This window comes from Brevundimonas aurantiaca (assembly GCF_014199955.1).
GTDB classification, from domain to species: Bacteria; Pseudomonadota; Alphaproteobacteria; order Caulobacterales; family Caulobacteraceae; genus Brevundimonas; species Brevundimonas aurantiaca.
The window spans coordinates 500,656-527,606 of record NZ_JACHOQ010000003.1 but is presented as its reverse complement, the minus strand read 5'-3'; the positions used below and the strand labels follow the sequence as shown (position 1 = coordinate 527,606).

The following is a 26,951-nucleotide window of genomic DNA, read 5'->3' as shown; positions in this document are numbered from 1 at the left end:
ATCTGCTCTTCCGTGAACCTCGATCGCTTCATTCTGTCCGTCCTTCGTTGGGCGGACTCTAGCTATTCCTGGAGGAGTTTCAGGGGGTCACGTCATGATGAGGCGAGCCCGGCCGAAGCACCGGGTGTTGAGACCATGCTTGAGGCATGCGCCGACGCCTTTAGCCCCCAAGTCGTTGTCCGAGGGGCCTGGACATACGCGCCAGCCACACCGCTGCCGCGGAGCGAAGATGTAGAATGATCGTCTCAAGCGAGGTTCTCACGCCTCGGCGCCGCCCGAAGGCGACGCACTCAAAGCTTGAATCATGGCGGCGGGGTTTGCAAGCGGTGGCGCATTGGGTGCGCATGTCATCCACGACAAGCCAGCCGCGCGAGCCTCACCGCGCCTAAGCGCCCCATCGGGACACGCGCGTCTTGTCTGAATTCGCTGTCGCGGTCTTCAGGCGGTGAACGGTCTCATCGATGCGACCTTGCGTATCCGATCGACGACCTCCTTCGCCGCTCGCTTGGCCTCCCCTCGTTTCATGCCCTTTCGGCGCAGCTTCAGGGCGGTGTGGGCGAGGAAGAGCCGGTCCCAGGTCGCCTTGAAGCCCGTGTCCGCCACCTCGACGATGATCTTCGGCTTCTGTGGATCGTCCTTGAGACGATCCCCTGGCCGGCCAGGTTGCACATAGAGGCCGCGATTCTGGAGGATCTGCTCCACGATGACCCCATGGTTCTTGTTGAGATCGAATTCCACCATCACCACTGCTTCCACCGGGCGAAGAAGGGTCAGGATGAGGGTCACCGTCTCCTCACGGTGCGGAAGCCTACCCCACTGGACCCGGACGTCTCCCGGCGGCCCATGGTCGTGAGCTGCGATCGCCGCGTCGATATCGGGACGCTCCGTGGTGTCGAGGATGACCAGGGGAAACATCCGACCGTCGCCCACCCCCACGGTGGCGAGCGATCCGTCGGCGATGATCGGCGCGATCAGCTTCTCGTGGCTATGGTTCAGGGCGATCATCGCCTTGCGGAACGCTCCGATCATCGGAGACTCCAGGTCAGCATGTGGGTCTCGAGCGTCGTCTTCTCCTGATGCGTATCGGTCGCGACCAGCTCGTAGCCCTCGATGGTCGAGCCCTTCAAAAGGTCGGCGGCGACCGCGAACCGCACCCAACCTTCGACGGTGTGATGGGCGTCGATGCGCAACGGCATCAGGAGCATCGGCACGCTCTCGTCGGCATTGGGGATCGCCGGCGCCAACAAGGTCAACGGAATCTCGCGGCGGTGGCGGATGCACAGTTCCAGCCCGGCGACACTGTTGGCTGTGTCGGTTGGGTTGGCGATCTGGAGGTGGATGGCGAACGATCTCTTCCCGTCGATGTCGGAGACCTTGGAGTCGATGAGGCGGAGATCCAGCCGGGGCGCGCGACGGGCTTCCTGCCGCTCCGCCAGTCGCTGAGCGCGGTGCGCAGTGATCCAGCTCATGATCGCAACGACAAAGGCGGCGAGGGAGACGAGACCGGTCGCGATGGCGATCACGTCAGACGAGGTGAGACCTTTCATCCGATCGCCTCGCGCTTGCGGGCGATGCGCACTTCGGCAGCCGCATCCTGTGACGCCCTGAAAGGCCCATAGTCGGCCGAGATTTCCCCGAGGCGAGTGTTGTTCTCCTCATCGCCGACGATCTGGGTGAAGGCGACTCCCAGGGCGATCCCGATCATCAGGATGCGATCGAGCGTGTCGGCGATCCGCTCGGGATCCTCGGGACCGACCAGATAGCCGTTCCAGCTCTCACCGTCGTCAGCCATCCTCATGTGCCGCTGCAGGGACTTGCCGGAGGGGTGAACGGCATCGTCCGACATCACGCGATAAAGGAGGTACAGGTGTCCCAGAGGGCCGAGCTCCGCGAGCTTCGAGATGTTCAGGTTCGACACGGATCCGATGCTGTCCACAACATCCTGAAGCATCGCGGCGTCCGCGGACATACCGCTGCGGAGGATCGTTTTCGCCTGCCCCTTCTTGGCGGCGGCGGCATCCTCGATCATCACCGCGCGCGCCTTGTCCGGATTGTCGTGAAGCGCGGCCATCAGCAGGGTGTTCTCCAGCAGTCCGCGCGCCAGTGTCCGCGCCTCAACATCCATGCCGCGTTCGGCCATCAGCACCGCTCCCTGCAACTGGGCGCAGGACCGATGCAGGAGAAGCAGGGCCATCGGCTCGCGGTCGAACGGCATGCCCCGCACGGTTTCGCAGGCCGCGGTGGCGGCCTTCTGAAGGCAGGCATTGAGGGCTTCGACGAGTTCGAACCCGAGGGCGTTGCCGTTCCGCCTGGCCTGGATGCGGTCCGAGATCGCCGTCGACAGAAAGCCTGCTTCGTTGAAAGTCGTCATGCTGCGGATAACACGGTCGTCCCGTCTTGAAGGCAAGGGTCGTCTCTCCCTACCTAGGATTCACGCCCAGGGCGCACGGGGAGGGACTATTCGGCGGGATGACGCAGCAAGGGTTCAGCGCGAAGGACATGGTCGGGGCCCGCGCCTTGTTGGCGTGGTCGCAAGCTGACCTGGCCAAGGCGGCGAATATTCACCCCAGCGAGGTCGCTGACTTCGAGCTCGATCGGCGTGAGGTCAGGCCTGCCGCCATCGAGGCCATGACTGAGGCGATCGCAGACGCCGGCGTCCGGAACGACGATCAAGGCCTCAGCCTCATTGAAGATCCCGCTGCGCCGCCCCCCTTCTCCGGCGGGAACCCGACCCGCTTGATCGAGGCTTCCGACCTCGTCGTCTGGGCCGACAGCCGCGACGGCCAGGCTGGCATGCCCGAGCTTCTGAGCCGTTTGATCCGCGCCGAGCGCGGGGTCGCCGCCAGAGTTCGATTCCCGTCCGGCGACAGCGTCGCTCAACATGGCTGGGACGGCGAGGTCCGCGTTGTCGGCGCGTCGGTCAGGATTCCGGATGGCCAGTCGGGGTGGGAAACCGGGACCGACCAGAACAAGAAGTCAAAAGCCGATGGAGACATAGAGGCCCGAACGACGGATCACGGCGACCTCGACCCGGCGGATACGACGTTCGTCTTCGTAACGCCCCGTCGTTGGGCAAAGCAGAAGGACGTCTGGGCCAAGGCGCAGCGCGCCAAGCGCATCTGGAAGAACGTCCTGGCCTATGACGCCGACGACCTGGTGGACTGGATCGAGTGCCATCCCGGCGTCGGCCAGTGGCTCGCAGTCCGCCTTGGCAAGCGCCCTAGAGATCTGAAGTCACTCGCGGACCTCTGGGCGGACTGGTCGGGCGCGACCCAGGTTCCGTTGAGCGGAGAGCTTACATGCATCGGACGCGACGAGGATGCTGCGGTCGTCCTGCGGTGGCTTTCGGCCCCCGCCTCAGAGCCGCTGTTCGTTCAGGCCGAGTCCGTCGAAGAGGCGGCGGCCTTTTTCCATGCGACGATCGAGATGTTGCCTGATCGGTACTATCGCGCCGTGGAAACCCGCGTCCTGGCGCCGGAAACATCGGCAGCGGCGGCGGAGCTTGCCGACGGCCTGACGCCGCTCATCCTCATCCTCAACGAGACGGAAGCCGGCGTCGCTCAGCGGCTCTCTCGAAAGGGCCATTATATCTACGTCGCCCTGGGCCCGAACTCGGAGGCGCCTGACTCAGCGCGTCGGTTGGCGAAGCCGACCCGGAACCAGCTGCAGCAAGTGTTGGAGCGGATGGGCCTCGAGTACGGCCAGGCGCAGAATCTCTCGCTCGACGCCGGCCGTAGCCTCGCCGTCCTTCGCCGTCTCATGCCTGCGGCACCGGGCAGCCGTCCATCCTGGTCGATCCCGCAGCCGCCTCGTCCGATGCTGGGTGCGCTTCTCGCCGGCGGATGGCTCGAGACGCTGGACGGCGACAAGGCCGTCATCGAACAGCTGGCCGGCGTCCCGTACGAAGAGGCCGTCAGAGCGCTCGGGCCATACGCGACCGCTCTGGACGGGCCTCTGCGCAAGCGCGAAGACGCGTGGCGACTGAAATCGCCTCGCGACGCCTGGACCCTCCTCGCGCATAGTCTGACGGCTCCGGACATCGACCGCTTCCTGTCCGTCTATTGCGAAGTCTGCGCCGAGATCGATCCGACATGGGACATGGCGCCGGACGAGCGCTGGCTGGCTCCCATTCGGAACATCCACCCGCGTTTCTCGTCATTCCTGAAACAGTCGATGACGGAAACGATGGCGCTTCTGTCGTTGTACGGCGACCGGGCGGGTCTGGTGGACGGCGTCGAGGCGAAAGTCGCCAGGTCCCTCACCACAATTCTGGACGGCGCCACGGAGGCGATCTGGTGGTCCCTCGGACCCGTCCTGCCGAAGCTGGCGGAGGTCGCGCCTTCGGCCTTCCTTGGCGGCATCGAACGTGCGCTCGGCCCGACGCCCAGCCCACTGATCGCCTTCTTCGAGCCCGAGACGTCGACCCACACCGTCACGCGGCTTCCCCAGCTGATGTGGGCCTTGGAAAGACTGGCCTGGGATCCGGCTCTTCTGCCTCGGGTCGCCGACGTCCTGGCGCGGCTCGATGCGCTGGATGGGGGCGGCAACAACGTCGCCCGTCCGAAGCAGGTTCTCACCACGATCTTCCTGTCGTGGTCTCCTCAAACCCACGCGACGCTGAAGCAGCGGCTGGCCGTCATCGACGGCCTGCGCAAACGACATGGAGACATCGCCTGGGATCTCATGATCTCACTCCTGCCGCGCTCGCACGCGATCACGATGCCGACGTCGTCTCCGCATTGGCGCAAGGCCGCGCCAACCGACCGCGAGGCGTCGCCTGAGACGGTCGTCCACGACTGCGTCGTAGAGGTCTCAGACCGGCTGATCGAGGATGTCGGCAATCGGCCAAAGCGTTGGAAGGCTCTGCTCAAGGCCATGGAGCTCCTTCTGCCCGACGCTCGGGCTGGGATCGGCCAGAAGTTGCTGGAGGCGGAGCCGACGATCATCGGCGAAGAGGATCGCGACTTCACGCGCACGGCCCTTCGGAAGGTCCTGGCTCGCCACCTGGAATTCCAGGACGCGGACTGGTCGATCCCGGCGGATGAATTGACGGTCTTCCAGACCACCCTCGAGCGGTTCAAACCCGAGGATGTCCTCTGGAGGCATGCCTGGCTGTTTTCCAACGGCACCGGCTGGATGGGTTCCGTGCGCGAGTGGCGTCAGTCGCTGGACGAAGCGACCGCCGCCCGTGCGGCGGCCTTCGAGGAGATCGTCGAGGTGCGCGGAATCGACGGCGCGCTGGCCCTCCTCGACCGATGCGATCAACCCCGGTGGGTGGGAGAGGCGGTAGCGCACTCGCCCGCCGCAGCGTCCTGGCGGTCAGACTTCATCGAACGCGGACTGGCCTCCGATGACGGGCCGCTCTGGCAGGCCGCAGCCGAAGCGATCGGCCTTCTACGCGAGAAGGAAGGCGGCGCCGATTTCGTCACCCGCCTGCTGCCGGCGCCGGCCCCCCAACTTGACGAACGCGTGGTCGGACGCCTGCTCCACTTCCTCCCGGCGCGCCCCGAGACCTGGTCGGCGGTCGCGGCCTACGGCCTCTCGTCAGAAGATCGCTACTGGCGTACTCTCGCGGGGTGGGCGGTGGCTGAGACCAAAGAGGAAACCGAGCACGCGATCCGGCGCTTCAACGTCGTCGATCGCGCTCGTGACTCTCTCCATCTGATCGGAAGCCGCCTTGAAGTCGACCTCGATCCAAAGCTGATCGTCGAGACGCTCCACTTGGCGCTGAAGACGATGAACCAGGCGAGCGAGGACACGAACGAGCCGGTGATGCGGCTCCACTACCTCACGCGGATCCTCGCCCACCTCGAAAACCATCCCGAGGTGTCGGACGAAACCTTGGTCCTGCTCGAGTGGTACTACTTCCACATGCTGCGGTACTCCGAGCGACCCAGCCCGGCTTTACACCGCGAACTGGCGAGGAACCCGGACTTCTTCCTCCAGGTGCTGACCATGGTCTTCCTGCGGGACGACGACGGCGGCGGCGCAGACGAGGACCTCCCGGGCGGACCCGCGACGCCGGAACAGCGGGCCGCCATGGCCCGGCACGGCTACGATGTGCTGGATGCTTGGAACCGCATCCCCGGCGCAGACGACAAGGGGCGGATCGACGGCGCCGAACTCGAGCGGTGGGTCACGGAAGTGCGCCGCCGCGCGTCGGAACTGGGACGCAGCCTGCCGGCTGACCTCCGGATCGGCCGCATCCTCGGGATGAGCGCAAAACCAGCCGGCGAGGTTTGGCCTCCCATCGCCATCCGCGAGATTCTCGAGAGCGCAGGATCAGAGACCCTGGAGGATGCTTTCGTCTCGGGTGCGTATTCATCGCGCGGAGTGATCACCCGTGACCTGAGGGAAGGCGGTCGCAAGGAGCGGACGCTGTCTGACCGCTACAGAGATCACTCGTCGGCGATGGCGTCAGACTACCCCGTCACCGCCCGGCTACTGAATGACATCGCCGATATCTACGACGGGCGGGCGAAGCGCGAAGATGACGAGGTCGAGGAGCGGAGCTGGCACTGAGATGCCAGCCGAGCGTGATCAGCTTGCTGCGCCTCGAAGCTGATTGAGGCGCTCGCGGCAGACTTCGGCGACGACGGCCCCGAGGCGGCGGGCCGAAATCGCCAGCATTTCGAGGTCTTCCCGGCTGACATCGTACTGGTCCGAATAGCGGGCCTCGACATAGGCGCGCTTCAGCGTCTCGAACCGCCGCCGTTCGGCCCGCTGCTCACGCGGCCACGCCTCGACAAGGCGCTTGTCGATGTCCTCGGCCAGCGACCTCAGGAACTTGATGTTGTGGGACCGCGGGAAATAGAACGTGTGGACGAGCAGGAAACAGATGTAAGCCGCCTCCACAGTCTGGTGGAGTTGGAACGCTGCGTTCTTACGCCTCGAAAGCGTCGACTCCTGCGCCAGCAGGTGCGCGACGGTGTCGAGCCAGACTTCAATGTCCGCCTGCTTCGTATCGAAGTACCGCTGCGCCATCTCCAAGGCGTCAGCCGGCGTCATCGGCTTGGGAGTCGCCAACGGATGGCCCGGCAGCTCGTAGAGCATGACCCCGTCGCGGGCGATGTCGGTCCAGAAGTATTCGCCGCGTCCGAGAGCCTGGTTCACCTCGGCGAGGTCGTGCACGATGATGTTGACGATCCGGCCAACCGACGGGTCGTGGAGGATCTTATTCTCGGCCTCCCACCAGTAGTCGGCGATGTCGGTCAGCTTGGGGTGGCTGACGATGACCAGCAGATCAAAGTCCGAGAGGTAGCCGTTGTCCGGTTCGTCCACCCAGTCGGTGCGGGCGTAGCTGCCGAACAGGATGATCTTGAGGACCTTGCCGCCCTTGCGCCAATCCGACGTGCCGCCCGCGCCTTTCCGGAGCGCCGCTTCGAACTCCGTCAGCAGGGTCGCGCGGACGTGCGCCAGCTCCTGCTGCTGACGTTCGGGGAGATGGTCGAGGGTCGTTTTCATCGCGATGACTCTAGCGAGAAATTCGCGTTCTGCCGGATATATTTTGGCCGACCGGCACAGATACCCACGAAGCTAGGCTGGAGGCCGCACAACCGTTAGTCTCACTCCGAGAGCGGCGGTCACGCCGGTGGGATCATCGCTGAAAACCACCCTAGAACCTGCCCCTCGCGCCACAGAGGCCGTCGCCAGGGAGCCGCGCATTCTTCGAGTCTTCGCCCACCTCGCCAACCTCACCCAAGGACTGGCCGCACTTCGAAAGCCGTCGCTCCAGCGGATCACGACACGGCTCCACCGCGAGCATCTCCGGCGGAACGTCGCGTCCGCCGGGCTGCGGCATGGATCGGGCCGTCGCATGCTCGCGTTCGTCCGTCGACACTGGCGGGTGTCGCTCCTTGTGGCGATCGCCCTCTACGGCGTTGTCGGCACGATCACCGCCCTTGTGCCGCCCACCGATTACGGACCGCAAATACCGGGCGATCTGGCCGACTATTTCCGCGATCTCCAGACCATCAACCTGGCCCTGCTGGGCGCGCAGGCGACCTTGCTGGGCCTGGTCTATCCCCTGGTGATCGCCTTGGTCGGAATGCTGTTTGAGACGCGGTCCTCGACCGGCCACCGGCTTCAGATCTATTTCTCCGAGACCGAGGCGGCTTCCGTAGGCGGCCTGGCGCTGACCTACATCGCCTTCGTGGCCCTGCAGTCGCTCCTCTACGCCCAGCTCGAGCTCAAGGTCGTCGGCGCGATCACCGTGCTCAACGTGATCTGGTTCGCCATCAATCTCCTGGGCCTGGCCTTCTTTGTTCTGAGAAGCCTGGATTTCATCCAGCCGACCCGCCGCGTTCGACTGACGCGGAGCTACATCGCCAACATCGCCTGGCGCGATCAGTTGCGCGGCCTGATGCTCGCGAACCGCTGGGTGAACGCCGCGAGGTACAAATATCTGCCCGAGGACGCGGCCGAGTCCGAGTTCACCATCACGCCTTTCATCAGCGACGCCGACCTCGTCGCCCGCGAATTCTCCAGCCCACGCCGGCTGCGTGACATCCGCTTCGGCGTACTGTCCGTGGCCCTCAAAGCCAGAACGAAGCGCGCTTCGGCCGAGGACAAGGAAATCCGCACGACGTTAGCGGGATGGCCCGGTCAGGACTACGCCAGCCGCGCGGTCCTGGTTCGAGGCGTGGGTGAAGCGAGCTGGTCCGAACGCCGGCTATTCCTCGCCGCCTTCCGGTTCGGTCCCGTCTCACACGCGGACCCAATCCCGACGACCGAGGGCCTTCTGGCGGAGGGCGCCGCCGATCTCGTCTCGCTGTTCGATGCTGGTCGGCTCGATGATTTCAAGGCGCGCCTGAGGGAACTGCTCGAACAGCACGCGCTCTACTATCAGCTGGCGCAAACGCCCCAGAACCCCGGCGACCCACCCTTCAACTACGGCGCCATGGACGCCGGTTTCCAATCGCTCGCGATGGAATGGGTGCGCGCCTACATCCCCTTGCTGGACCGTCTTGCGGAACGGCTGAGCAGCGACCCCAAGTTTCTGGAGAGCGCGGCCTCGCTTGCCGCCCGGCTTCAGCACCGTGTTGGGAGCGCTCCGCACGAAGCGACCCGCGCATTGTTCTTCCCGACCATGTATCTGGTGCGCGGCCTGCTCCTCACCGCGACGCGCAGTCGAACCCTGTCGCCAGGGACGACGCCCGAGCCGACCTTCGCGTTCTCGGGTCCGAAGGCGGACGCCTATACCCGCGCCTGGCAAGATGTTGTCGGGGGCTGGGAGACCTTCGCCGAAGCTCTCGCTCCGCTCGGGACCAGCAAGCCGGCGCCAGGATGGCCCCAGATCCGGGCCCTGGCGCCGGGTTTGGCGCGACATCTGCGCGACACGGCGATGATGGTCGCCGTGGCGGCTCAATCCGGCGAGACCATCGCCATCCGCTGGACCATCGATCTCATGCTCAAATGGGACGAGCGCAATCGGCGGATCTGGCCGACGTCAAGCCAGGGTTGGGCCGTCGGGCGCGCACTGCCTACTCTGGAGCTGACGTCCCGGGAATGGGAGGCCGTGCCCGCCTCTCTCTACCGTCACGACGATCGCCCCGCAGAACCGATCGATGTCTTCGACGCGGCGATCGAGAACGCCTGGCGAGACACCCTTCTGGTGCTCGTCTGCAGCCTGATCGGACGCTCCGTTTCTCCCGCTCCCGGCGTGGTGAATGACGGCGCGGCCATGGCCGCCTGCGCCCTGTTCCAGAATCGGGAGTTCGACGCCGGCGCCTCCTATCACCCGCGTTCCGCCCCGCTGGTCACGGAGGAAATCCTGCGCTCGATCCTCCGCCTCGTCGGCGAGTCCGGTCGTGACGACGCAGCCTACGGGCGGTCCATCGAGGAGCTCGCCGAGCAAATCAGCCGCCTGGAGGGGCCGAACTACATCTCCGGTCGGGTCTATGGGTGGTCGGGAGAGGCGTCTCTCTGGGGTCAGAACACGACCCATGGCCTGCTGATCGCCGCCAGCCTGAATACACTGCCCGCCGGAAGAACGGGCAAGATCGGCGTGTCGGGCACGATCAGAACCCTTCTTCTGCCAGCCTCCGATGAAGCGCGACGAGCGATCATCCGGCATCTGGAGGGAATCCGCGATGCATTGCCCGGGATCGATCGTGTCCACGGAGCGGGGATAGCGTCCGCACTGACCGCATCCGTGATCGATGTGCCCGAGCTCGAGACACGTCTGGACCGGGTGCGGGAGTGGTTGGAGGAATGCCTTTCGCTCATCCACGTCGCGCGTGAGCAGGTCCTGTTGTCCGCTCCAGTCGACACCGCCGCGCTGAGGGCGATTTCCGACGCCGCCCAAACCAAGGGCTTCTCCAAGGCAGAAGGGGCCTTCCCGGTATCGGCCTTCGCCGTGATCGATCAATCCTCCGACGCTCTGAAGCCTAGGGTCTATCGCCAGACGCACGTCCGCCGAGGAAGCTACGTCTTGCCCCCGATGGACGACCGGATGGGCAGCGAGGGAGAGTGGTGGGCGCACGAACTCGTGGGTCGCGTGGGCGAGATCGTGCTTCTCGATGTGCTCGAGGCCTCCACCCCGTCGCGACGATCCCCGCGCAGCGCAGCGACCTATTGGAAGGCTCTGTCCGAAGCGCTCGAGGCCGTGCGCGCGACCGGGCAATCACCCGTGGTGATCCGGCCTCATCGGCAGGACCCTAAATGTCTCTGGGACTGGACCCACGGCAGCGGCGATCGCCCATCGGACTTCGCCTTCGTGCGCCAGCCGAATGAAGACGACAGCTACGACTTCCATCTCAACGGTACGCCCGTCTACTCGTCGAGAGCCGCGAACGGAGCCACATGGGTGTTCGGCGTGGAGCGGCTGGATCGGCTGACGTTCCAATCCTTCGGCGAAGAGGGTCTGACGAAACTGACGCTGGAGCCGGATGCGGCGAATCCGTGGTCGGCCTCCCTGCGTCTTGAGTGGGCACGCAGGGTCCGCCTGTCCGACGGCCCGGCGTTCCGCATCTCGCACCCCAAGCCATCGTCGTGACAGCCCGGCGATCGCGTTCCCGCCATGGACGGCGCTCGGCCGTGTTCCTACAGTTGCCCCACCTGAATGTTCGGAAGGTCACGCAGTGACAGAGGCGCTCCTCAATCAACTGGTCGAAACGGTAGAGGCGCACTACGCCGCCCCCGAGGCGCCGCCGCTGCTCGCATCGCGCTTTGGGCATAGCAACAAGGCCCTCCTGAACGACCTGAAGGGCGCCTATGGCGGACTGCTGGCTGCCGTCCGGGCCGCCGGCGAGGACCGCCTCAGGATCGCCGACACCCGCCCCGGGCGGGAGGTCATCGCGCCGGCGGACCGGGCCGCCGATATCGGCAATGAGGTGCAGCAACTGTCTGCGACGGCGCGGGCGGCCGGCTCCAGTTTCGACAGTCTTCCGAAGTCCGTTCAGATCGCCTTCTGTGTTCGGACCGAGGCCGGGGAAGTCGTCACCCTTCGTGTGACCTCGCCCTACGACTACAAACGCATCAAGGCCGGTGAAATGGTTCGGCCCGGCTTCCGCATCATCGCGGAAGAATATCGCAAGCCCGGTCTCGCCCTCGCTTCAGCCACCGTCCAGGACAAGCAGGCTTTGTGGCGACAGTTCCTCGCCTGGGCCCAGCAGGAGCAGCTCGACCCTGCGACCTTCCAGGCCGCCAAGAAAGACAGCAACGCCCTGGCCCGGTTCCTCGCCGCCCAGCCTTCGGACATTATCGGCCGCATCGTCATTCCGGCCGATATCGCAGAGATGCTTCTTCGGCGGAGCTAGGCGTGGCGGGGAAGGTCAAGACCAAGGCGAAGCCTGTTTCGCGAGCGAAGACACGCGGCGTCGCCGGCCGAGCGCCGCTGCTTGTGCTCGCGGGCTTGCCGCAAGCCAGCGCCGCCGCCGCCGCGAACACGATCAACAACGACGGAAGGACGCCGTGGCGGGCGACTACGGTCGCCTTCCCGGATCGCGACCCCGTTTACGACGTCGCAGCCGTCGAGGAGCTCGCTGCTCAGGTTCTCGCCTATGCCAGGGAGAACTATCAGGGCGAAGAGAACCCGGTGAACCCGACCCGCATCGTTCTCGCCTATGTCGACGATGAGTGGACCCAACCGTTATGGGAGGTCTTCGGCAGCGCCGTCTTCCCGATACGCATGGCGGACCCTGGCTGGGAGTGGCCGGACGGTCGCCCATGGCGTTTTGACGCTGATGCCGTGCATGCAGCCGTGAACCGCGCACGCGTCACCGCCGAAAGTGAGGAGGTGAACGGCACCCGGCGAAGGCTCGAAGCCCATCGTCGCGACGATCCGTTGCTTCTGCCGGCCCGAAACTTCGAGCTGGCCCGAAATGCGGTGTTTCATGACCGCTTCCTCGCCCTGCTGGAGAGCGGGATCGCACCTGCGGACATCGCCGCGATCGACGAGGACGTCGAGCGCCGCAAGTTCCCGTTCAAGCATCTGCCGAAATTCTACGCCAAGACAGGCGGGCAGAATAAGAGCTTCGCAATCGACCGACGCGACCTCGTCTTTGCGAAGGCTCATGTGGGCCAGGACGGAGGGGTCCACGATATCCCTGCGGACGCCGAAGAGGACCTGACCGCGGCCAGGCTGCGTCGGGAACTTGAAAGCCGCTTCCGGTTCGGGACCCCGCTTCAGCCCCCCGGCTTTCAGCACGATGTTCAGAGGGAGTTCGGCACCCCTCTGGTCCGGGAGCGCATGTTCTGCATCGATCGCGGCCCGGTGCATGTGTTTGGGGATCACGCCAACGTCTTCGGCAGCGACATGATCACCGCACACCGGATCGAAGACGCCCAGAATGAGTAAAGGGCGGGTGCTGGTGCACCCGCCCGATACATAGTCGCGTTATCTTCGTTTACCGCCGATTCAGTTGAGGTCTCAACTGCGTCGGCCCCAAAGCTCCAAGGCCCTATGTCCCCAGTGCCCGGTTTCAACGGATCCAAGATCCTCGGCGACGGCGAGAGAGGTGTTATCCCCTCGTCAGTCCCGTGCACTTCCACCAAAAATGGCTCAGGTGCGAATTAGGATAACGCAAAAACCTGCGTACTATTTAGGCGCAAACCGCCTTCACGACAAGCCGCACGCTTTAAAGCGCGCTGTGGAGGTGCGCCGGGCGTTGAGAACATGTGAGATTCGCATGCGCTCACGCCTTTAGCCGAAGCCTGTACATACGCGTGAGCCGCACCGGGCGGCGCCATTCTAACGTAGAGACAGGCCGACAGGTAGGTCGCGGCGATCGTGAACCGTCGTCAGGCCAAGAGCACAGCGGCAGCCTCGGCCGGCGTATGGACCATGTAGTCCGGCACGGCGGCGCTGAGAGCCGAGGCCGCTCCGTATCCCCAGGACACGGCCATGGCGGCCACATGAACGTGGTGCGCCGCTTCGATGTCCCGCACCTCGTCGCCGACGGCGCAGACGCGGGCCGGTTCGACATCCAGTTTACGGATCAGGGAAGAGAAGCGCGCCCCCTTGCCGAACAGCGACGCGCCGCAGCTAAAGGCGGAGATCAACGCCGCCGATGGCCCGAGCACCGCGCGGACGTTCTCTTCGCTGTTGGAGCTGACCACGGCAGACCGGACGCCGCCGTCATGCAGCCGCCGCAGAAGATCGGGGACGCCTTCGAACAGCGCGATCTGGTGCGCCTCATCGGCCATTCGCTTGCGCAAATCGGCGGCGATCCCCGGCAGGCGGAGCGGCGACACGCCCAACGCCTTGACGACGTCTCGGGTCGGCAGGCCCCGAAGACGTTCGATCTCCGCCACATCGGGAGACCGGAAACGATGAGCCTCGGCGAGGCTCGGCAGCTGGGCGATGAACCATGCCGCGCTGTCGGCGAGCACGCCGTCGAAGTCGAACAGGACGAGTTTGTATTGGGCCATTCGGATCGCCATAGCGGGAATACGGTCGGCGGGCACGGGGTCCCGCCCCGCTACGTCCCGCTGGCGATAAGAAACAGGGTGAATGGGGCCGTTAACGGCGACGCTTAAACGAGCCTTCAGCGCCTCGCACTAGGTGTCGGGAATGAGCTTCCCCGTCGCCAGACCCGATCGCCGCATTCTCGCGCGCCGCCGGTGCGCCGAACAGTGCGTCATCGAGTACGGCCAGGGAGAGACAGCGCCCGGGGTGCTGCGCCAGCTCGATCTGCACGGCGCTCGCGTCAGATTGCTCCAACGGGGCGCCTCGCTCTCGGGCGATGTCCGCATCCTCACGCAGGCCGGCGACGAGGTTTTCGGCGCGACGGCCTGGCGCATCGGCGACGTGCTCGGCGTGCGGCGGCACTCCCGATCCGAAGCCAGGATCAGGGCGCTCGGGGCAAGCTGAACCCCGCACTAGACCCAAGGCGCTAGAAGTCGAAGCCAAGCTGACCCTCTGCAATGACAGGGCCGCTCCGACGCCGGGGGCGCGACTTCGGCTTGCTTCCTCGCGGTGACGGCGACGGGTTCGGCTTTGCCGTCGGCGTCGCGATGACGCGGTCTTCGCGAGGACGGGGCGGCGTCGGCCTGATCGGTCGTGTCGCCGGCTGGGGTTCCGGTGCCGTGGAACCGCGGCTCTCGTTCCAGCGGGCGATATCGCGCTCGCGCCAGGCCACCCGTCCGGGCGAGATCGACACCGGCTCCGGAAAGTCTCCGGCCTGACGCATGCGCCAGGCGGTCGTGCGGCCGAGGCCCGTCAGGTCCCGGACCTGCCGCCAGCCCAGGAACCGCTCGAGCCCGTCGTCATGGGCCATGACGCTGCTCCAGAAGCGCCGTCGCGCGATCCCCCATGACCGAGGCGAGCGCCGCCGCATCGTTGGCCGCGTCCAGGGGATCCCGGCTCCACCAGACCAGCAGCACGGCCTTGAGCGGATAGCTGACCGTCGGATCGTTCATCAGGGTCTCGAGACTGGGGCGGGTGGTCGTCATGGGGTCGCCTCCCGACGCCGGGCCTCCCGCCGCAGCCGCTGGCGCTCGCTGGATGAGGCGGCGGGCGCCGTGATCTGGGCCTCGGCCCAGGTCTCCAGCAAGTCCAGCGGGTAGTAGGGCTTGTTTCGGATGTGCCGGCACGGCGGGCCGCCCGACCCGGTCGAATAGGCGCGCGCCAGGGTCGTCGGCTTCATCCGGATGCCTTTGCCCTCCAGGAATACGGACGCCTCCGCGCGGGTCAGGAGCGTCTCCCGGGGCGACGACGCGGCCGCCTCCGCGCCGTCATGAGGGGCCGTCGCGAAGGTCACAGCCCGGCCTCCGCCGGGACGCATTCCCGCGACGATCGCACCCCGCGCCCCGCCGTGAGCGCCAGGTAGCAGTTGATCACCGAGACGACGTAATTCTGGGTCTCGGTGATGTTCGGGATCCGGCCCAGCCGGGCGACCCGATCCGGTCCCGAATTATAGGCCGCGAGGGCAAGGCGGAGGTCGCCGAAGCGGAGGATCTGCCGGGCCAGATAGTCGGCCCCTCCCCGCAGATTCTCATAGGGATCGAAACGGTCGCGCACGTCGAGATCCGCGGCGGTGCCCGGCATCAGCTGGGTCAGGCCGCAGGCGCCGGCGTGAGAGCAGGCCTGGGCGCGATAGGCGCTTTCCACCACGACCAGGGCATGGAGCAGCTTGCGATCCAGACCATGCCGGTCGGCCGCTTCGGCGATGGCGTCGGCGAAGGGCTGGTCAAGGTCCGCCAGACGAACGGCCTCGAGGCCAGCGGCCTCCGGTGCGGGTGCTTCCGGAACGACGCCCACGAACAGGTCGCCGCCGGCCGGACGCCAGTCGACGCGGGTCTGGGCCGCGACCGGCGTCGCCGCCATGGCGATGACGGCGGCAAGAGGAAGAAGGTGGCTCACCATGTCAGGGTCTCCCGATAGACGCCCTCGATCTGGGCGGTCCTCACCGGCCCGAAGTACCGGCTGTCCAGGCTGGACGGCGTATCGCCGAGCAGAAGTCGTTCGTCGGCGGCGAGCCTGCGACAGCCTCGCCAGGCCGGAAGCGCGACGCCCGCGCTATCCCGGGCGTGGATGCGGACGGTGCGCATCGGCGCGATCAGCCACCGGCCGTCCGAACACACCATCTCGCCGCCCGTCGCCGCCACCCGTTTGATCAGCCGCACCTCGCCGGGCATCCCCTGGCGCGAGAGATAGGGCCGCACGATCTCGGGCTGACGAATGGCGACCACCGCGCCGCGCTCGATGTCCCGGGCGTCGGCGCGGACATAGACGCCCCGAGGCAGGCTCGGGCTCTCATTGATCAGGGCGACGGCGGGCCGCTGCGCCGCGACCCCGCCGACGGCGAAGAGGCCGACGGCGGGCGCGACGGCCGCCACGAGAAGACAACGAAGACGGGTCATCGGCGGTACGGCTCCAGAATGAGGTCGCGGGTGATCATCACCCGAACCGGAGCCCCCGCCCGGACCCTTATGGACGGCTGGACGCCGAGCTCGCGATCGACGAGCCGTCCGCCGACCTGGGAGGCCTCGATCGAGGCTGCGCTCCCCGCACTGGCGGCGAACGAGCGGTCCTCGGATCCGCCGCGCGCCAGTTCGCCCAGGGTCGTGATGGCGCCCGCGAACAGGGTCGCCACGCCGAGCGGCAGAAGCCTTCGATCCACCTCTCCCCGCACGCCGACCGCGCCCTGCGCGTCCACGCCCGGTTCTTCGGACAGGATCAGGCTCTTGCCGTTGGGAAGGATCAGCCGATCCCAGACCAGGAAGGCCCGACGGTCGCCGTGGGCGCTCTCGCCTTCGTGGCGTCCGATCAGGCGCGTCCCCTGCGGGACGACGAGATGGCGACCGGTGATGGAGTCGAACACATTCTGGCTGACCGTGGCCACGACCGGGCCGGGACGCGAGGTGTCCACGGCCGTCAGCAGCACGCCCGGGATGATGGCGCCGGCCTTCAGCTCATAGGGGGAAACCGGCGCCAGGAGGCCGTGGGGACTGTAGATCGCGCCATAGTCCCGCATCGCCGGGGACGGCGGCGCATCCGATCGCCCGCCTCCGGCCGGAGCGGCGGCCCCGCTCGACGGGCCTCCGAAGAACAGCCCGGACGCCGCCGCCTGCTCCACCGGTCGCGGCCCTCTGGGCGTCGCGGCGTATGAGGGCGCCGGCACGCGAGCGGGCGGCGGCGAGGCGACGGGAGGTTCATCTTCCGGCGTGGCGCCCCGGCGCTCCGGCAAGGCGTCCGCCCGGGCGAGCCGGTCATAGCTCGCGGGCTGGTCGGTCACCCGCTCCGAGGGTCGAACGCTGCCCCGGGCCTCGCCCGCGCCACCGGCCTCGGCGGCGTCCCGGGCCTGACGCGTCATCTGCGGCTGGACGACGAAGGCCCAGGCGAGCGAGCCGGACACAAGCAGGGCGGCGACCATCACCGCGCCCTGGACGACGAGCTTGCGGATGCGGACGGCGCCCGGCCGCGGCGCCCGGCCCATCAGGGGCGGCGGAGGCGCCTTGGGCGTCGCTGTCGGGGTGGACGGAGGCGGGGCGACGTCGTCGCGAGGGGTGTCTGGAGAGAGATTGGGATCGGTCATCGGGCGGCTCCCGGAATGCGACGGATGCGGACGATTTGCGGACGACGGTCTCCGAGCCGGAGCTCGGCTTCGTCGAACAGCCTGTCGACGATCAGGACGCCGTCTGCCTGCCGGTAGTTGACCAGCTGGAGTTCCTCGCCGGCCCGGACGAAGAGGGCCGGCGCCTCATCGATCGAGGCTCCCGGCGACAGGGTGATGAAGGTCCGTGCGCCGTCATTGAAGACGGCGGTCGGAGCCCAGCGCGGGGAGCGGCCTCGCGCCTCGATCCTGTAGCGGGCGTCGAGGGGCCCCTGAGGCGTCGCCGCCTGCACATCGACCGGCGGCAGGCCCGACAGCGGGTCGGCGACCGGGCGGCTCGAGGCGGCGAAGCCATAATCCCAGGCGATGGCGGCGTTGAAGGCGTCGGCGGCGCCGCTGCGCAAGGTCAGGAGATAGACCCGCTGGCTGGTGGTCAGGACGAGGTTGGTCTCCAGACCCGCCTGCAGGGGTTTGATCAGGACATGGGTCCGGGCGGAGGCGCCGGCGCCCGACTGGCTCTCGCCGATCTGCCAGCGCACCGTATCCCCGGCCGCCTTGGCCGTGACCGTCTCGCCCGGCGCCAGGGTGAGGGTCGTGACCCGCAGGGGGGCGGTCCAGACCTCGTAGACCCGACCGTCGGACCAGCCGAACACCTGGACTCCGCCCACGAAGCCGTCGGCGCTGGAGGCGGCGCGAGCGGATCGATTGGCTTGTGCGATCGCGGCGCGTCCGGACGGCGTCTCCGGCGGCGGCGTCTCGGCACGACGTCGACGCGGCGGCTCCGCCTGGGCGACCGCCTCGAGGTAGGGTCGTGCGGTGGAGTCCGGCTCTACGGGAGGCGGAGCCGGGTCCGCCTCAGACGAAAGGACGGGCTCGGGCGCGACTTCGGGGGTCGGGACCTCGGGCGTGATCGCCTCGGCCAAAATGACGGGGTCGGCGTCCGGCCCTCGCAGCAGGGCGCAGCCGGAGAGCGCGATAGCGGCGAACGCCGAAAGGGCGGTCACGCTCAGGAAGCGTCGGGGGTCCATGAGACATCCTCGATCTTGAGGCCAAGGGGATTGCGCATCAGCTCGGCCTCGTTGCGCGGCGGCTGATGGGCGACGGTGATCAGGGCGCGCCAACGCTCGGCCCCGGCCTGCTGGCCGTTCACGAACCGGGTCTCACGCCATTGCAGGTCGAAGGTGCGGTCGCTGCGGCGGACCACGTTCAGCACCTCGACATTGACCGCCTCGCGGCCGGCCTCCGCGAACGGATCATTGGCCTGGGCCCAGTCGTTCAGAAAGGCCGAGGCCTTCGGCGTGAGGAGGTCGTAGGCGCGCAGCCAGTTCTGCCGGATCACGATCGGATCGATCGATTTCGACCGAACGTCCCGGATCCATTGCGCGAGGGCATAACCGGTCTGGGCCTCGGTCGGTTCGTACCGGCCGTCCAGGGCCGTGATCCTCTGGGTCTGCCCCCAGTCGGACACCTCCACGACGAAGGGCCGCACCACCGCCCGATCGGCCTGGACCCACCAGCCGGCGCCGAGAAAGGCCGCCAGCGCGAGGTTGGCCAGGGCGATACGGCGCCAGTTGCGGGCATGGGCGATGGAGAGCCCCATCCGGTCGTCCCAGACCTGGCCTGCCCTCTGGTAGGGAGTGGCCTCGGGCGACGCAGTCAGGGCGCGCTTGGGCTTGAAGAAGGGATGCATGCTCAATCCTCGGATCTGACGGTGGGCTTGAGGGCGCCGCTGTTCTCGCCGGCCGGCATCAGGGCGCGACCGGAGTTGGCGATAAAGAAGGCCTGGAGGGCGGCGGATCGGCCGGCGGCGCGTCCCCCCTTCGCGCCCCCGCCCAACGACCGGTCCTCGGACAGGGACGGCCGGGAACGGGTCTCAGCCTGGGGCCCGGCCTGGCCCGGAGGCGGCCCGGACGAATCCGGCTGAGGGGGCGGCGCCTCCGACGGCGCCGGGGTGGGAGAACTCGGGGCCGCCGCAGCGCCCGAGGTCGGCGCGGCGCCGCCGGTGGAGGGCGCCGGATCTCGCGTGCGCCCGGCGGGCCCCAATCCGGGTCCAGGGCCCGGTGATGGCCGCGGTCCGCCGCCCGAGGGCGCGCCTCCCGAGGAAGGGCCGGGTCCCGATGGTCGCGCCGCGGACGCGGCCCCGGCGGCGGATCGCGACGACCCGCCGATCGCCGCGGCCCGTCCGGCCATGGCGCCGACGCCCGCGACCCCGCCGGCGACGAGGGCTCCCGCCCCGGCGACGGCGAGCCCGCTGGTCAGGGCCGCGCCCGCCCCGAGGGCGGGGCCGCCGGTCACCAGGGCCGAGGCCAGGTTGGGGATGAAGATCGCCAACATCGCCAGCAGCAGGGCAGCGACCAGGATCGTGAGGGCTTCATAGATGTCGGGATTGGCGGAGGGCTGAAGCTGGTCGAAGATCGTCCGCGCGCCGGAGACGACGATGGCCAGGGCCAGCACCTTGAGCCCCGAGGAGACGACATAGCCGAGCGGTCGTTCGGCCAGGAAGGCGGTCTTGTTCCAGATGCCGAACGGCAGGAGGACGAAGCCGCCCAGGGTGACGATCTTGAACTCGAGCAGGGAGACGATGATCTGCAGGGCCAGGATGGCGAAGGCCAGCATGATGCCGATCATCGCCAGACCGAGAATCAGGGCGTCGGCCATATTGCCCATGACGTCGAGCGGGTTCTCGACCGGGGCCGGCGTCTCTCCCAGGGCCTTCACGATCTCCCAGCCCTGCTGAAGGATGGCTCCAGGGTTGAGGAACTCCTCGCGCGACAGCGAGCCTCCCCCGGCCGTCAGACCCAGCTCCAGAAACCCGGCGTAGAGGGTCTCGGACAGGGCCTGCCAGTCGTTGATGATCCAGGCGAAGGTGCCGATCAGCAGGACCTTTCCGAAGCCGGACGCCAGGACCTCCCTGTTGGGCGAGAGCGCCCACTGGATCCCTGTCAGGGCCACGACGAGCGCGATCAGCAGACCGAAGACACCGTTGACCGACCCGGACAGGGCGTCGAAGCCGGCGGTGACGGTGTTGGAAAACACCACCATCAGCTCGTTCGGGGTCTCCATTCCGGGGCCGGCCATGACAGCGCTCCTCAGTCCCGGGCGTGGGGCAAGGGGTTGAAGGACGGAGCGGCCGGCGTGGCGGTCCCCCGTTCCCAGAAGCGGCGGCGCGCCTCGATCGCGGCTTCGCGGTCGGCGGCCTGACGCGCCGCGCCCTCGGCCATCAGCCGGGACTGGGCCAGAAGCACGGTCCGCATGCTGGCCAGATCCTCGGCCAGAACGGACAGCATCTGGGTCGAGGACTGGATCGCGGCCGTCTCGCCCTCCGCCGCCTCGCTCGCGGCCATGGCCCCGCGCAGGCGGCCGTCGCGGCTCTGGGCCAGTCGCTCCAGCTCGGCCGCCGTGCGCGCCAGGTCCTCGGCGGTCCGGCGCGCGGTCGTGGACCGATCGGCGCCGAGGGCCGTGAGGTCCGAGAGGGAGAGATCGTCCGGATACAGATCCGCGAACTGCCGCTGAACGCCATCGAGGGTCGAGGCCGTCCCCCGGACCGTGCGCGCCAGCTCGCCGATGTCGCGCAGGGTCTCAGACGATCCCGCGAGATGGCTGTAGGGCGAAGCGGCGAGGCTGCGGGCCTGATTGGCCAGAGTGCGAGCCTCATTGGCGAGGCTCTCGATCTGCCTGGCGGCCGAGAGCATCGCCTCGACATCGGCCTTGGCGTCATACACCGCCCATTGCGCGCTCGCCGGCTGGGGCGCCGCCGCAAGGGTCAGCGAAAGCGCTGCAAGCCCGCAGAGCCAGCGTCGGCTATTCGGCCGCGAGACGATGGGCGACGGCCGGATCGAAGCTGTCGAAGACGTTGTCGACATGATGGACTCCCTTGGCTTTGAGGAATTCGCGGGCGAAGCGGTCAGGCCGCGGATCGGCCGGATCGAGAGCCGCCAGCACGCTCTCGATGAGAGTCTGGTCCTCGGGAGACGAGGCGCCGCAGAGGGCGAGCCCGGCTCCGCTGAGCTTGAGGTCGAAAAGCCGCCGCCCTTCGGGCTGACGCAGGTAGTAGGTGCGCTTGGGGGTGGCCCAGGCGATCAGCTCCAGCTGGCGGCGGTTGAGACCGAACATCCGGTAGAGGTCCGCCGAGGCCGGCTCGAGCGCGCGGGGGTTGGGCAGGAAGATCTGGGTCGGGCAGCTTTCGATCAGGGCCGAGGCGATCGACGAGCGCACGACGTCGTCGAGCGACTGGGTGGCGAAGACCACCGCCACGCCCTTCTTGCGGAGCGTCTTCAGCCACTCGCGGATACGGGCGGCGAACGCCGTCTCGCCGAGGAACAGCCAGGCCTCGTCGAGGATCAACAGGGTCGGCCGGCCGTCGAAGCCGCGCTCGATCTCGTGGAACAGCGCCGCGAGTACAGGCGCGACCGCCGACGGGGTCGCCATCAGGCTCTCGAGCTCGAAGCATTCGAAGGCGGCGAGCGTCTCGTCTTCCGGAGCGACGCCGTCGATCAGGGCGCCATGAGGCCCCTTGAGCGTCAGGGGCTCGAGAGCCGCGGCCACGGCCTTGTCCTGGACCAGGGCCGTGAAGACGGTCAGCGTCCGCTGCGCCACGGGGGCCTGGGCCAGGGCGCCGAGCGCGGCCCAGATCTCCTCGCGAATGCGCGGCGTCGGCTCGAGGCCCGCGAGCCGGACGGCATCCGCCAGCCACTCCGAGGCCCAGGCCCGTTCGCCGTCATCCTCGATGCGCGCCAGGGGCTGGAGGGTGAACGCGCCGCCGGGCTGGAGCGGATGCCAGCGCCCGCCGACCGCCAGGGCCGCGGCCCGCGCGCTGCGGCCCTTGTCGAAAACCACGACCCGCCCCTCGGGATAGCGGAACCATTGAAGGGCGAGGAAGGCGAGCAGCGCGCTCTTGCCCGAGCCGGTCGGCCCAACGACCATCGCATGGCCGACGTCGCCCACATGCAGGGCCAGCCGGAACGGCGTCGATCCACTGGTCCTCGCGACCGCGAGCGGCGGCCCCTGCAGGCGCGGGTCCGATGTCGGTCCGGCCCAGACCGCCGAGACCGGCAGGAGGTCGGCGAGGTTCAGGGTGGAGACCAGAGGCCGACGCACATCCGCATAGGGCTCGCCCGGCAGGGAGCCCAGCCAGGCCTCCACGGCGTTCAGGTCCTCGGTGCGGGCGACGAAACCCTGGGCGTTGAGCGTCGCCTCGATCGCCCGGGCCTGTTCCGCCGCCCGTTCGGGATCGCGCGCCATCACCGTGATCGTCGTGGTCAGATAGCCGTAGGCGCAGGCGTCCGAGCCGAGGGCTTCGAGCGCGCCGTCGCACTCGTCGGTCTTGGCCGCCGCATCCGTATCGAGGAGCGGGACCTCCTCCTTGGTGATGGCCTCGCGCAGGAGAACCCCGACCCCCTTGCGCTTGGCGAACCAGCGCTTGCGCAACTTGACGAGCTCCACCTCGGCGTCCGCCTTGTCCAGACCGATCCAGCGCGCGCTCCAGCGATAGGGGAAGGGCAAGGCCCCGAGGGCGTCGAGCAGTCCCGGCCGCGTGCTCGCCGGAAGCCCCCGCACCGAGACCACCTTGAGCGTCTGGCCGTCCAGTGTCGGAGACACGCCGCCGAGCAGGGGCGCGTCCGCCAGCCAGGCGTCGAGGAACATCGGCGTCGCGGGCAGCGCGAGCCGGACCGACCTCGGAGACACGCAGTCGTGCAGCCAGGTCAGGATCTCCACGTCGTCGAGCATCGCGACTTCCGGAAGGGCGTCGGCCAGAAGGTCGACGATCTGCGCGGTCTCGCGGGCGAAGGCGTCCAGGGCGGTGCGCCAGTCCCGGCTCGCCGGATCTGCGCCGTCGAACAGGACGCGCTCCACCCGGCGGGTCTGGTCCGCCGGCGGAAGCCAGGTCAGGGCCGCCCGATAGTCGGTCTCGTAGGCCGGCTCGCTGGTCTCGAAGAGGGAGCGGCGCTCGGCGTCGACCAGCCAGGCCGCGGCGATCTCGAACTCACTCGTGGGATAGGGCTGGGCGGGGCGGCGACGGGCCTCGACATGGAGGCACCATCCGCTGCCCAGACGCTTCAGGGCGTTGTTGAGCCGCGCTCGAACCGACATCAGCTCCAGGTCGGAGGCTGACTCCAGATCCGGCCCCCGGAACCGCAGGCCGCAGGTGAAGGAGCCGTCCTTGTTCAGCACCACCCCGGGAGCGACCATGGCCGCCCAGGGCAGATGATCGGCCAGAAGCGCGGGCCGGCGGCGATGTTCATCCAGAAAGCGCATGCTCAGGTCTCACGCATCGAGATGGCCCGGCAGGGCCAGATGGCGGCGAAGGACGTCGAAGAACCGCTTGTCAGCCCGTGCGGCGTAGAGTCCGATCGCGTGGGCGACCGCCCACCACAGGAGGCCCAGCCACCAGATCCGCAGCGCCAGCCCCAACACAACCGCCACGGTGCCCATCAGGATGGCGTAGTCGCGAGGCATCCCCGCCAGGGTGACCGGCTCGGTCAGGGCTGCCGCGACCGGAAGATCCCAGCCTGGCGGGCGGTGATCGGACGACGTCTCGGACATCAGGCGATCTCCGCCCCGCCGGCGAAGCCGAAGAACTGCAGGAAGAAGGTCGAGGCGGCGAAGGCGATCGAGAGGCCGAAGAGTATCCCGAGCCCTCGCCGCATGGACGATCCGTTCTCGCTCATGGCGACCCCGGCGCCGAACAACACCACCGCCACGACGGCGGCGGCCTGGACGACCGGCCCGGTGATCGATTCCACGATCTGCTGGAGCGGTCCCTCCCAGGGCATCCCGGATCCGCCCGCCAGGGCCTGTCCGGCAAAGAACAGGCCGCAAGTCACCGTCGCGGCCGAAAGGCCACGTTGAAGTAAACGTCGCATGGTTTGAGTTCCTGTGGTCGGGCCGGAAGGTCGGCGTTGACGATCCACAGCAAGCAAAACCATCCACAGCCTGTCAACGCGGCCTGTGAATATATTTTTACGGCGGAGTCTTGCTTCTAGATCGCCCTCGAAATCCAGCGACCGTCCATCAAAGTCTTGCAACGGCGCAAGTCGTCCGCGACTTTCTTCGATTCACCCGGAGGGCCCGTCATCATTGACTTCAGACCTCAATGCGTCCGGATTTCGCCGGAATGCGCGACAGGGCGCCGACGAGAGAATCGGATCGACGCCAGGCCTCCCGAAAGCGCGAAGCGCATGACGTCAGAAGCTTGTCGGACCGCCGAATATTGTCGGGCGTGGCCTGCGACGGATCAGCATGGGACCGGCGGATGCCGGCGGCCCCTTAAACAGGGGCCCGCCAAGACGTCCGCGACCGCCTGGAAGACGGCGGACACGCGGTCGAGGCGGTCGTCCATCGATGTCGACGATCGCGCCGACAGTCTCTGAGCCGAGTCAGGCGGTCTCGCGCAGGAAGTCGTCCTCGTCCTCGACCTGCGCCTCCTCCCCCTGTCGGTTGGGACGGAACTGACGCCCCATGCTTCGACGGGCGCTCTGGATGGAGTCGTAGAAATCGTCGGCCGCCAGGCTCAGGCTTTCCGGCGCGAGGGCGTGACGCACGGCGTCGGGATCCCATTCCTTGTTGAGCTGCTTGGCCAGGGCGAACACCACCGCCCGACCGACGCGCAGGACCATGCTCTTCTCCGCCTGTCTAACGGCGGCTTCACGCATGGTGTCGAGGTCGGCGACGGTCGCATAGGATGCCTCGAGCGCATCCTTCATCTCGCCGATCGACGGATAGAGCATGTTGAGAAACAGCTGGCCGTTCTCATAATACCGACCGGCCCGCCCCTTCAGCTGCTTCTCCTCGATCTCCTCGGCTGTCCTCAGCAGGACGATCTCGGGCGCGCGTTCGCGGTCTTTCCAGAGATCGGCCGCCTTCGACCCCTGCGGGGCAAGGTTCAGATCGATATGCTTTGTCTTCGGCCTGGAGGCCCCGCCGGCTCCGCCCTCGCCGTCACGCTGGGGTTGGGCGCCCACGCCGCTCGCTGTATCGACCAGACGGATTCCCGTGGTCGTCGGCCTCGGGGAGACCCGGCGAACCCGCAGGTCGTAGAGCAGCTTCTGAAGTTCGTCACGGATGTCGTCGCTGGAGGTGCTCTCCGGCGCGAACGACCGAATGACGTCGATGAGCCACTGGGGGCGATGCTGGGCGACGAGGTCGCCGAAATGGGCGGCTTGAACGGTGTCCTGCTCACCAGCCTGGTATCGCAGGAACTGACGGTAGGCCTCCGGCAGCACGTCTGCGTCGTCCGGCAGTTCGATATGGACAGAGATGTGCTTCGATCCGAAGGGGATGCCGAACAGGGGGGCGTTGATGGACCAGCCGCGCCCGGTTTTCACATCATAAAGCTCGTCGCGATAGACGACGCCGGCGAGACTCAGGGCCGACTGGATGGCGCCGCTGATCGAGCGGTTATGGCTCGGCGACTTCTCATAGGGCGGGTCGTAGAAATAGTGAATCTTCACGCCGCCCGGCGCCTCGACCGTCTCGGTCCGCTCAAAGGCTCCGGCGGCGGCGCGTCGCGGCAGGGGCTCGAAAGCCCGGGTCCCGTCTCCGAGCTTGTGCGTTCCAGCCAGCAGGGTCACGCGCACGCCTTCAGGCAGGCGGTAGAACCGGTGATACAAGTAGGTGGCCAGCCACTGCGCATCGACCACCGGATCGCCGTTGTAAGGCGCACGGGCGGTCTCCTGATCCGCCTCGTTCCCCAGCAGGCGAACTTCCGTCCAGTCCTCCGTCAGGTCGTATCCTTCCTCGGCGGCCAGCTCGGTCACATCGATGACCTCGACGAGGTCGCCGTTCTCCAGCGTTCGCCGAAGACGCCCGTACCGCCCGTCGCGCTCGCAGAGGATCACCTCATTGACCGCGCCGGATTTGCAGGAGCGATAGACCATCCCCAGTCGGTTGGACGGCAGGGACGCCACCTTCGCGCCCATCCCGAAGTTCGCGTCCAGGCCCTTCTGCTTGCGGATGGACGAGGCTAGATCGCACATCCGGTAGAGCTCGGCGGCGTCCATCCCCGGTCCGGTGTTCCAGATCGCAAGCTTGGGCGTGTCGTTGAACGTCACAGTGCGGAAGATGACCTGACGACTGCCTTCGGGCGCGAGGGACGCGGCCTCCATTGCGTTCTTGGCCAACTCCCGCACCATCATGGTGCGCGGGCAACGCTCGATGGTGGTCGAGACGAGGAAATCGACATCGTCGATAAGGATCGGGGTGATGCTGGACTGGGTCATGGCGGCCTACAGCTTGAAGCCGGACTTGCGGGTCCGGGGAGCCTCGAAGCGGGCCTCGACCTCCGCGACGGCGTCACGCAGCGCCCGCATGATCTTCTTCACCTCCACGTCCTCGTACTCATAGACCTGCCGGTTCGACAGGTTGCCGATCCGGGCGATCGCATCGAGCGCCTTGGTGGTGCGACCTTCCGCCAGTTCACGGAATTTTTCGCGTTTCTGAGTCACGAATGAGCAT

General features: G+C 67.6%; 25 protein-coding genes. 5 read left to right on the top strand and 20 right to left on the bottom strand.

The window, feature by feature from the left end:
• Positions 1 to 438: 438 nt before the first annotated feature.
• Genes GGQ93_RS09975 through GGQ93_RS09965 form a run of 3 tightly spaced genes read right to left on the bottom strand, consistent with a single transcriptional unit; the run spans position 439 to position 2,371 of the window.
• Positions 439 to 1,029, bottom strand: a complete 591-nt coding sequence (locus tag GGQ93_RS09975; protein ID WP_035305720.1) for a hypothetical protein — start codon at positions 1,027 to 1,029, stop codon at positions 439 to 441.
• A complete protein-coding gene (locus GGQ93_RS09970; protein ID WP_035305723.1) occupies positions 1,026 to 1,547 on the bottom strand; it encodes a hypothetical protein in 522 nt (173 codons plus the stop codon). The genes GGQ93_RS09975 and GGQ93_RS09970 overlap by 4 nt, the downstream gene beginning before the upstream one ends.
• Positions 1,544 to 2,371 carry a DUF5677 domain-containing protein gene (locus GGQ93_RS09965; protein WP_035305726.1) on the bottom strand — a complete coding sequence of 276 codons (828 nt, stop codon included), beginning with the start codon at positions 2,369 to 2,371 and terminating at the stop codon, positions 1,544 to 1,546. Before GGQ93_RS09965 ends, GGQ93_RS09970 begins: the two co-directional genes overlap by 4 nt.
• Before the next feature lie 98 nt (positions 2,372 to 2,469).
• Between GGQ93_RS09965 and GGQ93_RS09960 the strand changes: the two genes are divergently transcribed.
• Complete coding sequence (locus GGQ93_RS09960; protein ID WP_183216671.1) at positions 2,470 to 6,522, top strand: helix-turn-helix domain-containing protein; 4,053 nt, start codon at positions 2,470 to 2,472, stop codon at positions 6,520 to 6,522.
• An 18-nt stretch (positions 6,523 to 6,540) separates the two neighbouring features.
• Here the strand turns inward: GGQ93_RS09960 and GGQ93_RS09955 are convergent, their stop codons facing one another.
• Positions 6,541 to 7,464: a HEPN domain-containing protein gene (locus GGQ93_RS09955; protein ID WP_054764189.1), complete on the bottom strand. Its 924-nt coding sequence runs from the start codon at positions 7,462 to 7,464 to the stop codon at positions 6,541 to 6,543.
• A 352-nt stretch (positions 7,465 to 7,816) separates the two neighbouring features.
• Here GGQ93_RS09955 and GGQ93_RS09950 point away from each other — a divergent pair, with 352 nt between their 5' ends.
• The 3 genes from GGQ93_RS09950 (at position 7,817) to GGQ93_RS09940 (ending at position 12,799) form a co-directional block, all read left to right on the top strand.
• Entirely contained in the window at positions 7,817 to 10,996 is a 3,180-nt protein-coding gene (locus GGQ93_RS09950) for a hypothetical protein (protein ID WP_054764190.1), read from the top strand.
• A gap of 85 nt (positions 10,997 to 11,081) precedes the next feature.
• On the top strand, positions 11,082 to 11,759 hold the full coding sequence (locus GGQ93_RS09945) for a hypothetical protein (protein WP_054764191.1): 678 nt from the start codon (positions 11,082 to 11,084) through the stop codon (positions 11,757 to 11,759).
• Between the two features lie 2 nt (positions 11,760 to 11,761).
• Positions 11,762 to 12,799, top strand: coding sequence for a hypothetical protein (locus GGQ93_RS09940; protein ID WP_054764192.1), 1,038 nt, complete (start codon positions 11,762 to 11,764; stop codon positions 12,797 to 12,799).
• A 443-nt stretch (positions 12,800 to 13,242) separates the two neighbouring features.
• On the opposite strand, the gene GGQ93_RS09935 is transcribed toward GGQ93_RS09940, so the two are convergent.
• Positions 13,243 to 13,872: an HAD hydrolase-like protein gene (locus GGQ93_RS09935; RefSeq protein ID WP_197273335.1), complete on the bottom strand. Its 630-nt coding sequence runs from the start codon at positions 13,870 to 13,872 to the stop codon at positions 13,243 to 13,245.
• Positions 13,873 to 14,014: 142 nt separating this feature from the next.
• On the opposite strand from GGQ93_RS09935, the gene GGQ93_RS09930 reads away from it, so the two are divergent.
• Positions 14,015 to 14,314 carry a hypothetical protein gene (locus tag GGQ93_RS09930; RefSeq protein ID WP_054764194.1) on the top strand — a complete coding sequence of 100 codons (300 nt, stop codon included), beginning with the start codon at positions 14,015 to 14,017 and terminating at the stop codon, positions 14,312 to 14,314.
• 22 nt (positions 14,315 to 14,336) lie between these two features.
• On the opposite strand, the gene GGQ93_RS09925 is transcribed toward GGQ93_RS09930, so the two are convergent.
• The 15 genes from GGQ93_RS09925 to GGQ93_RS09855 all read right to left on the bottom strand — a co-directional run bounded on the left by GGQ93_RS09925 (position 14,337) and on the right by GGQ93_RS09855 (position 26,941).
• Positions 14,337 to 14,720 (bottom strand): helix-turn-helix transcriptional regulator, encoded by a 384-nt coding sequence (locus tag GGQ93_RS09925; RefSeq protein ID WP_082382559.1) that lies wholly within the window; start codon positions 14,718 to 14,720, stop codon positions 14,337 to 14,339.
• On the bottom strand, positions 14,710 to 14,895 hold the full coding sequence (locus tag GGQ93_RS09920) for a hypothetical protein (RefSeq protein WP_054764195.1): 186 nt from the start codon (positions 14,893 to 14,895) through the stop codon (positions 14,710 to 14,712). The genes GGQ93_RS09925 and GGQ93_RS09920 overlap by 11 nt, the downstream gene beginning before the upstream one ends.
• Positions 14,892 to 15,089 (bottom strand): hypothetical protein, encoded by a 198-nt coding sequence (locus tag GGQ93_RS09915; protein WP_231681368.1) that lies wholly within the window; start codon positions 15,087 to 15,089, stop codon positions 14,892 to 14,894. Before GGQ93_RS09915 ends, GGQ93_RS09920 begins: the two co-directional genes overlap by 4 nt.
• A gap of 110 nt (positions 15,090 to 15,199) precedes the next feature.
• On the bottom strand, positions 15,200 to 15,808 hold the full coding sequence (locus GGQ93_RS09910; RefSeq protein WP_054764196.1) for a lytic transglycosylase domain-containing protein: 609 nt from the start codon (positions 15,806 to 15,808) through the stop codon (positions 15,200 to 15,202).
• Positions 15,802 to 16,305 carry a S26 family signal peptidase gene (locus tag GGQ93_RS09905; RefSeq protein WP_082382560.1) on the bottom strand — a complete coding sequence of 168 codons (504 nt, stop codon included), beginning with the start codon at positions 16,303 to 16,305 and terminating at the stop codon, positions 15,802 to 15,804. The genes GGQ93_RS09910 and GGQ93_RS09905 overlap by 7 nt, the downstream gene beginning before the upstream one ends.
• Positions 16,302 to 17,480, bottom strand: a complete 1,179-nt coding sequence (locus GGQ93_RS09900) for a TraB/TrbI/VirB10 family type IV secretion system protein (RefSeq protein WP_082382561.1) — start codon at positions 17,478 to 17,480, stop codon at positions 16,302 to 16,304. Before GGQ93_RS09900 ends, GGQ93_RS09905 begins: the two co-directional genes overlap by 4 nt.
• Entirely contained in the window at positions 17,477 to 18,526 is a 1,050-nt protein-coding gene (locus GGQ93_RS09895) for a TrbG/VirB9 family P-type conjugative transfer protein (protein ID WP_054764198.1), read from the bottom strand. Before GGQ93_RS09895 ends, GGQ93_RS09900 begins: the two co-directional genes overlap by 4 nt.
• Complete coding sequence (trbF, locus tag GGQ93_RS09890; protein WP_054764199.1) at positions 18,505 to 19,188, bottom strand: conjugal transfer protein TrbF; 684 nt, start codon at positions 19,186 to 19,188, stop codon at positions 18,505 to 18,507. The genes GGQ93_RS09895 and trbF overlap by 22 nt, the downstream gene beginning before the upstream one ends.
• Positions 19,189 to 19,190: 2 nt before the next feature.
• On the bottom strand, positions 19,191 to 20,576 hold the full coding sequence (gene trbL / locus GGQ93_RS16425) for a P-type conjugative transfer protein TrbL (RefSeq protein WP_263596101.1): 1,386 nt from the start codon (positions 20,574 to 20,576) through the stop codon (positions 19,191 to 19,193).
• Between the two features lie 11 nt (positions 20,577 to 20,587).
• Entirely contained in the window at positions 20,588 to 21,220 is a 633-nt protein-coding gene (locus tag GGQ93_RS09880) for a TrbJ/VirB5 family protein (protein WP_054764200.1), read from the bottom strand.
• Between the two features lie 79 nt (positions 21,221 to 21,299).
• Positions 21,300 to 23,753 carry a conjugal transfer protein TrbE gene (gene trbE / locus GGQ93_RS09875; RefSeq protein WP_119412793.1) on the bottom strand — a complete coding sequence of 818 codons (2,454 nt, stop codon included), beginning with the start codon at positions 23,751 to 23,753 and terminating at the stop codon, positions 21,300 to 21,302.
• A 9-nt stretch (positions 23,754 to 23,762) separates the two neighbouring features.
• Positions 23,763 to 24,041 (bottom strand): VirB3 family type IV secretion system protein, encoded by a 279-nt coding sequence (locus tag GGQ93_RS09870; protein ID WP_054764202.1) that lies wholly within the window; start codon positions 24,039 to 24,041, stop codon positions 23,763 to 23,765.
• Complete coding sequence (locus tag GGQ93_RS09865) at positions 24,041 to 24,361, bottom strand: TrbC/VirB2 family type IV secretion system protein (RefSeq protein ID WP_054764203.1); 321 nt, start codon at positions 24,359 to 24,361, stop codon at positions 24,041 to 24,043. Before GGQ93_RS09865 ends, GGQ93_RS09870 begins: the two co-directional genes overlap by 1 nt.
• 513 nt (positions 24,362 to 24,874) lie before the next feature.
• Positions 24,875 to 26,716, bottom strand: coding sequence for an ATP-binding protein (locus GGQ93_RS09860; RefSeq protein WP_054764204.1), 1,842 nt, complete (start codon positions 26,714 to 26,716; stop codon positions 24,875 to 24,877).
• Positions 26,717 to 26,722: 6 nt separating this feature from the next.
• Positions 26,723 to 26,941 (bottom strand): hypothetical protein, encoded by a 219-nt coding sequence (locus tag GGQ93_RS09855; protein ID WP_054764205.1) that lies wholly within the window; start codon positions 26,939 to 26,941, stop codon positions 26,723 to 26,725.
• Positions 26,942 to 26,951: the final 10 nt, after the last annotated feature.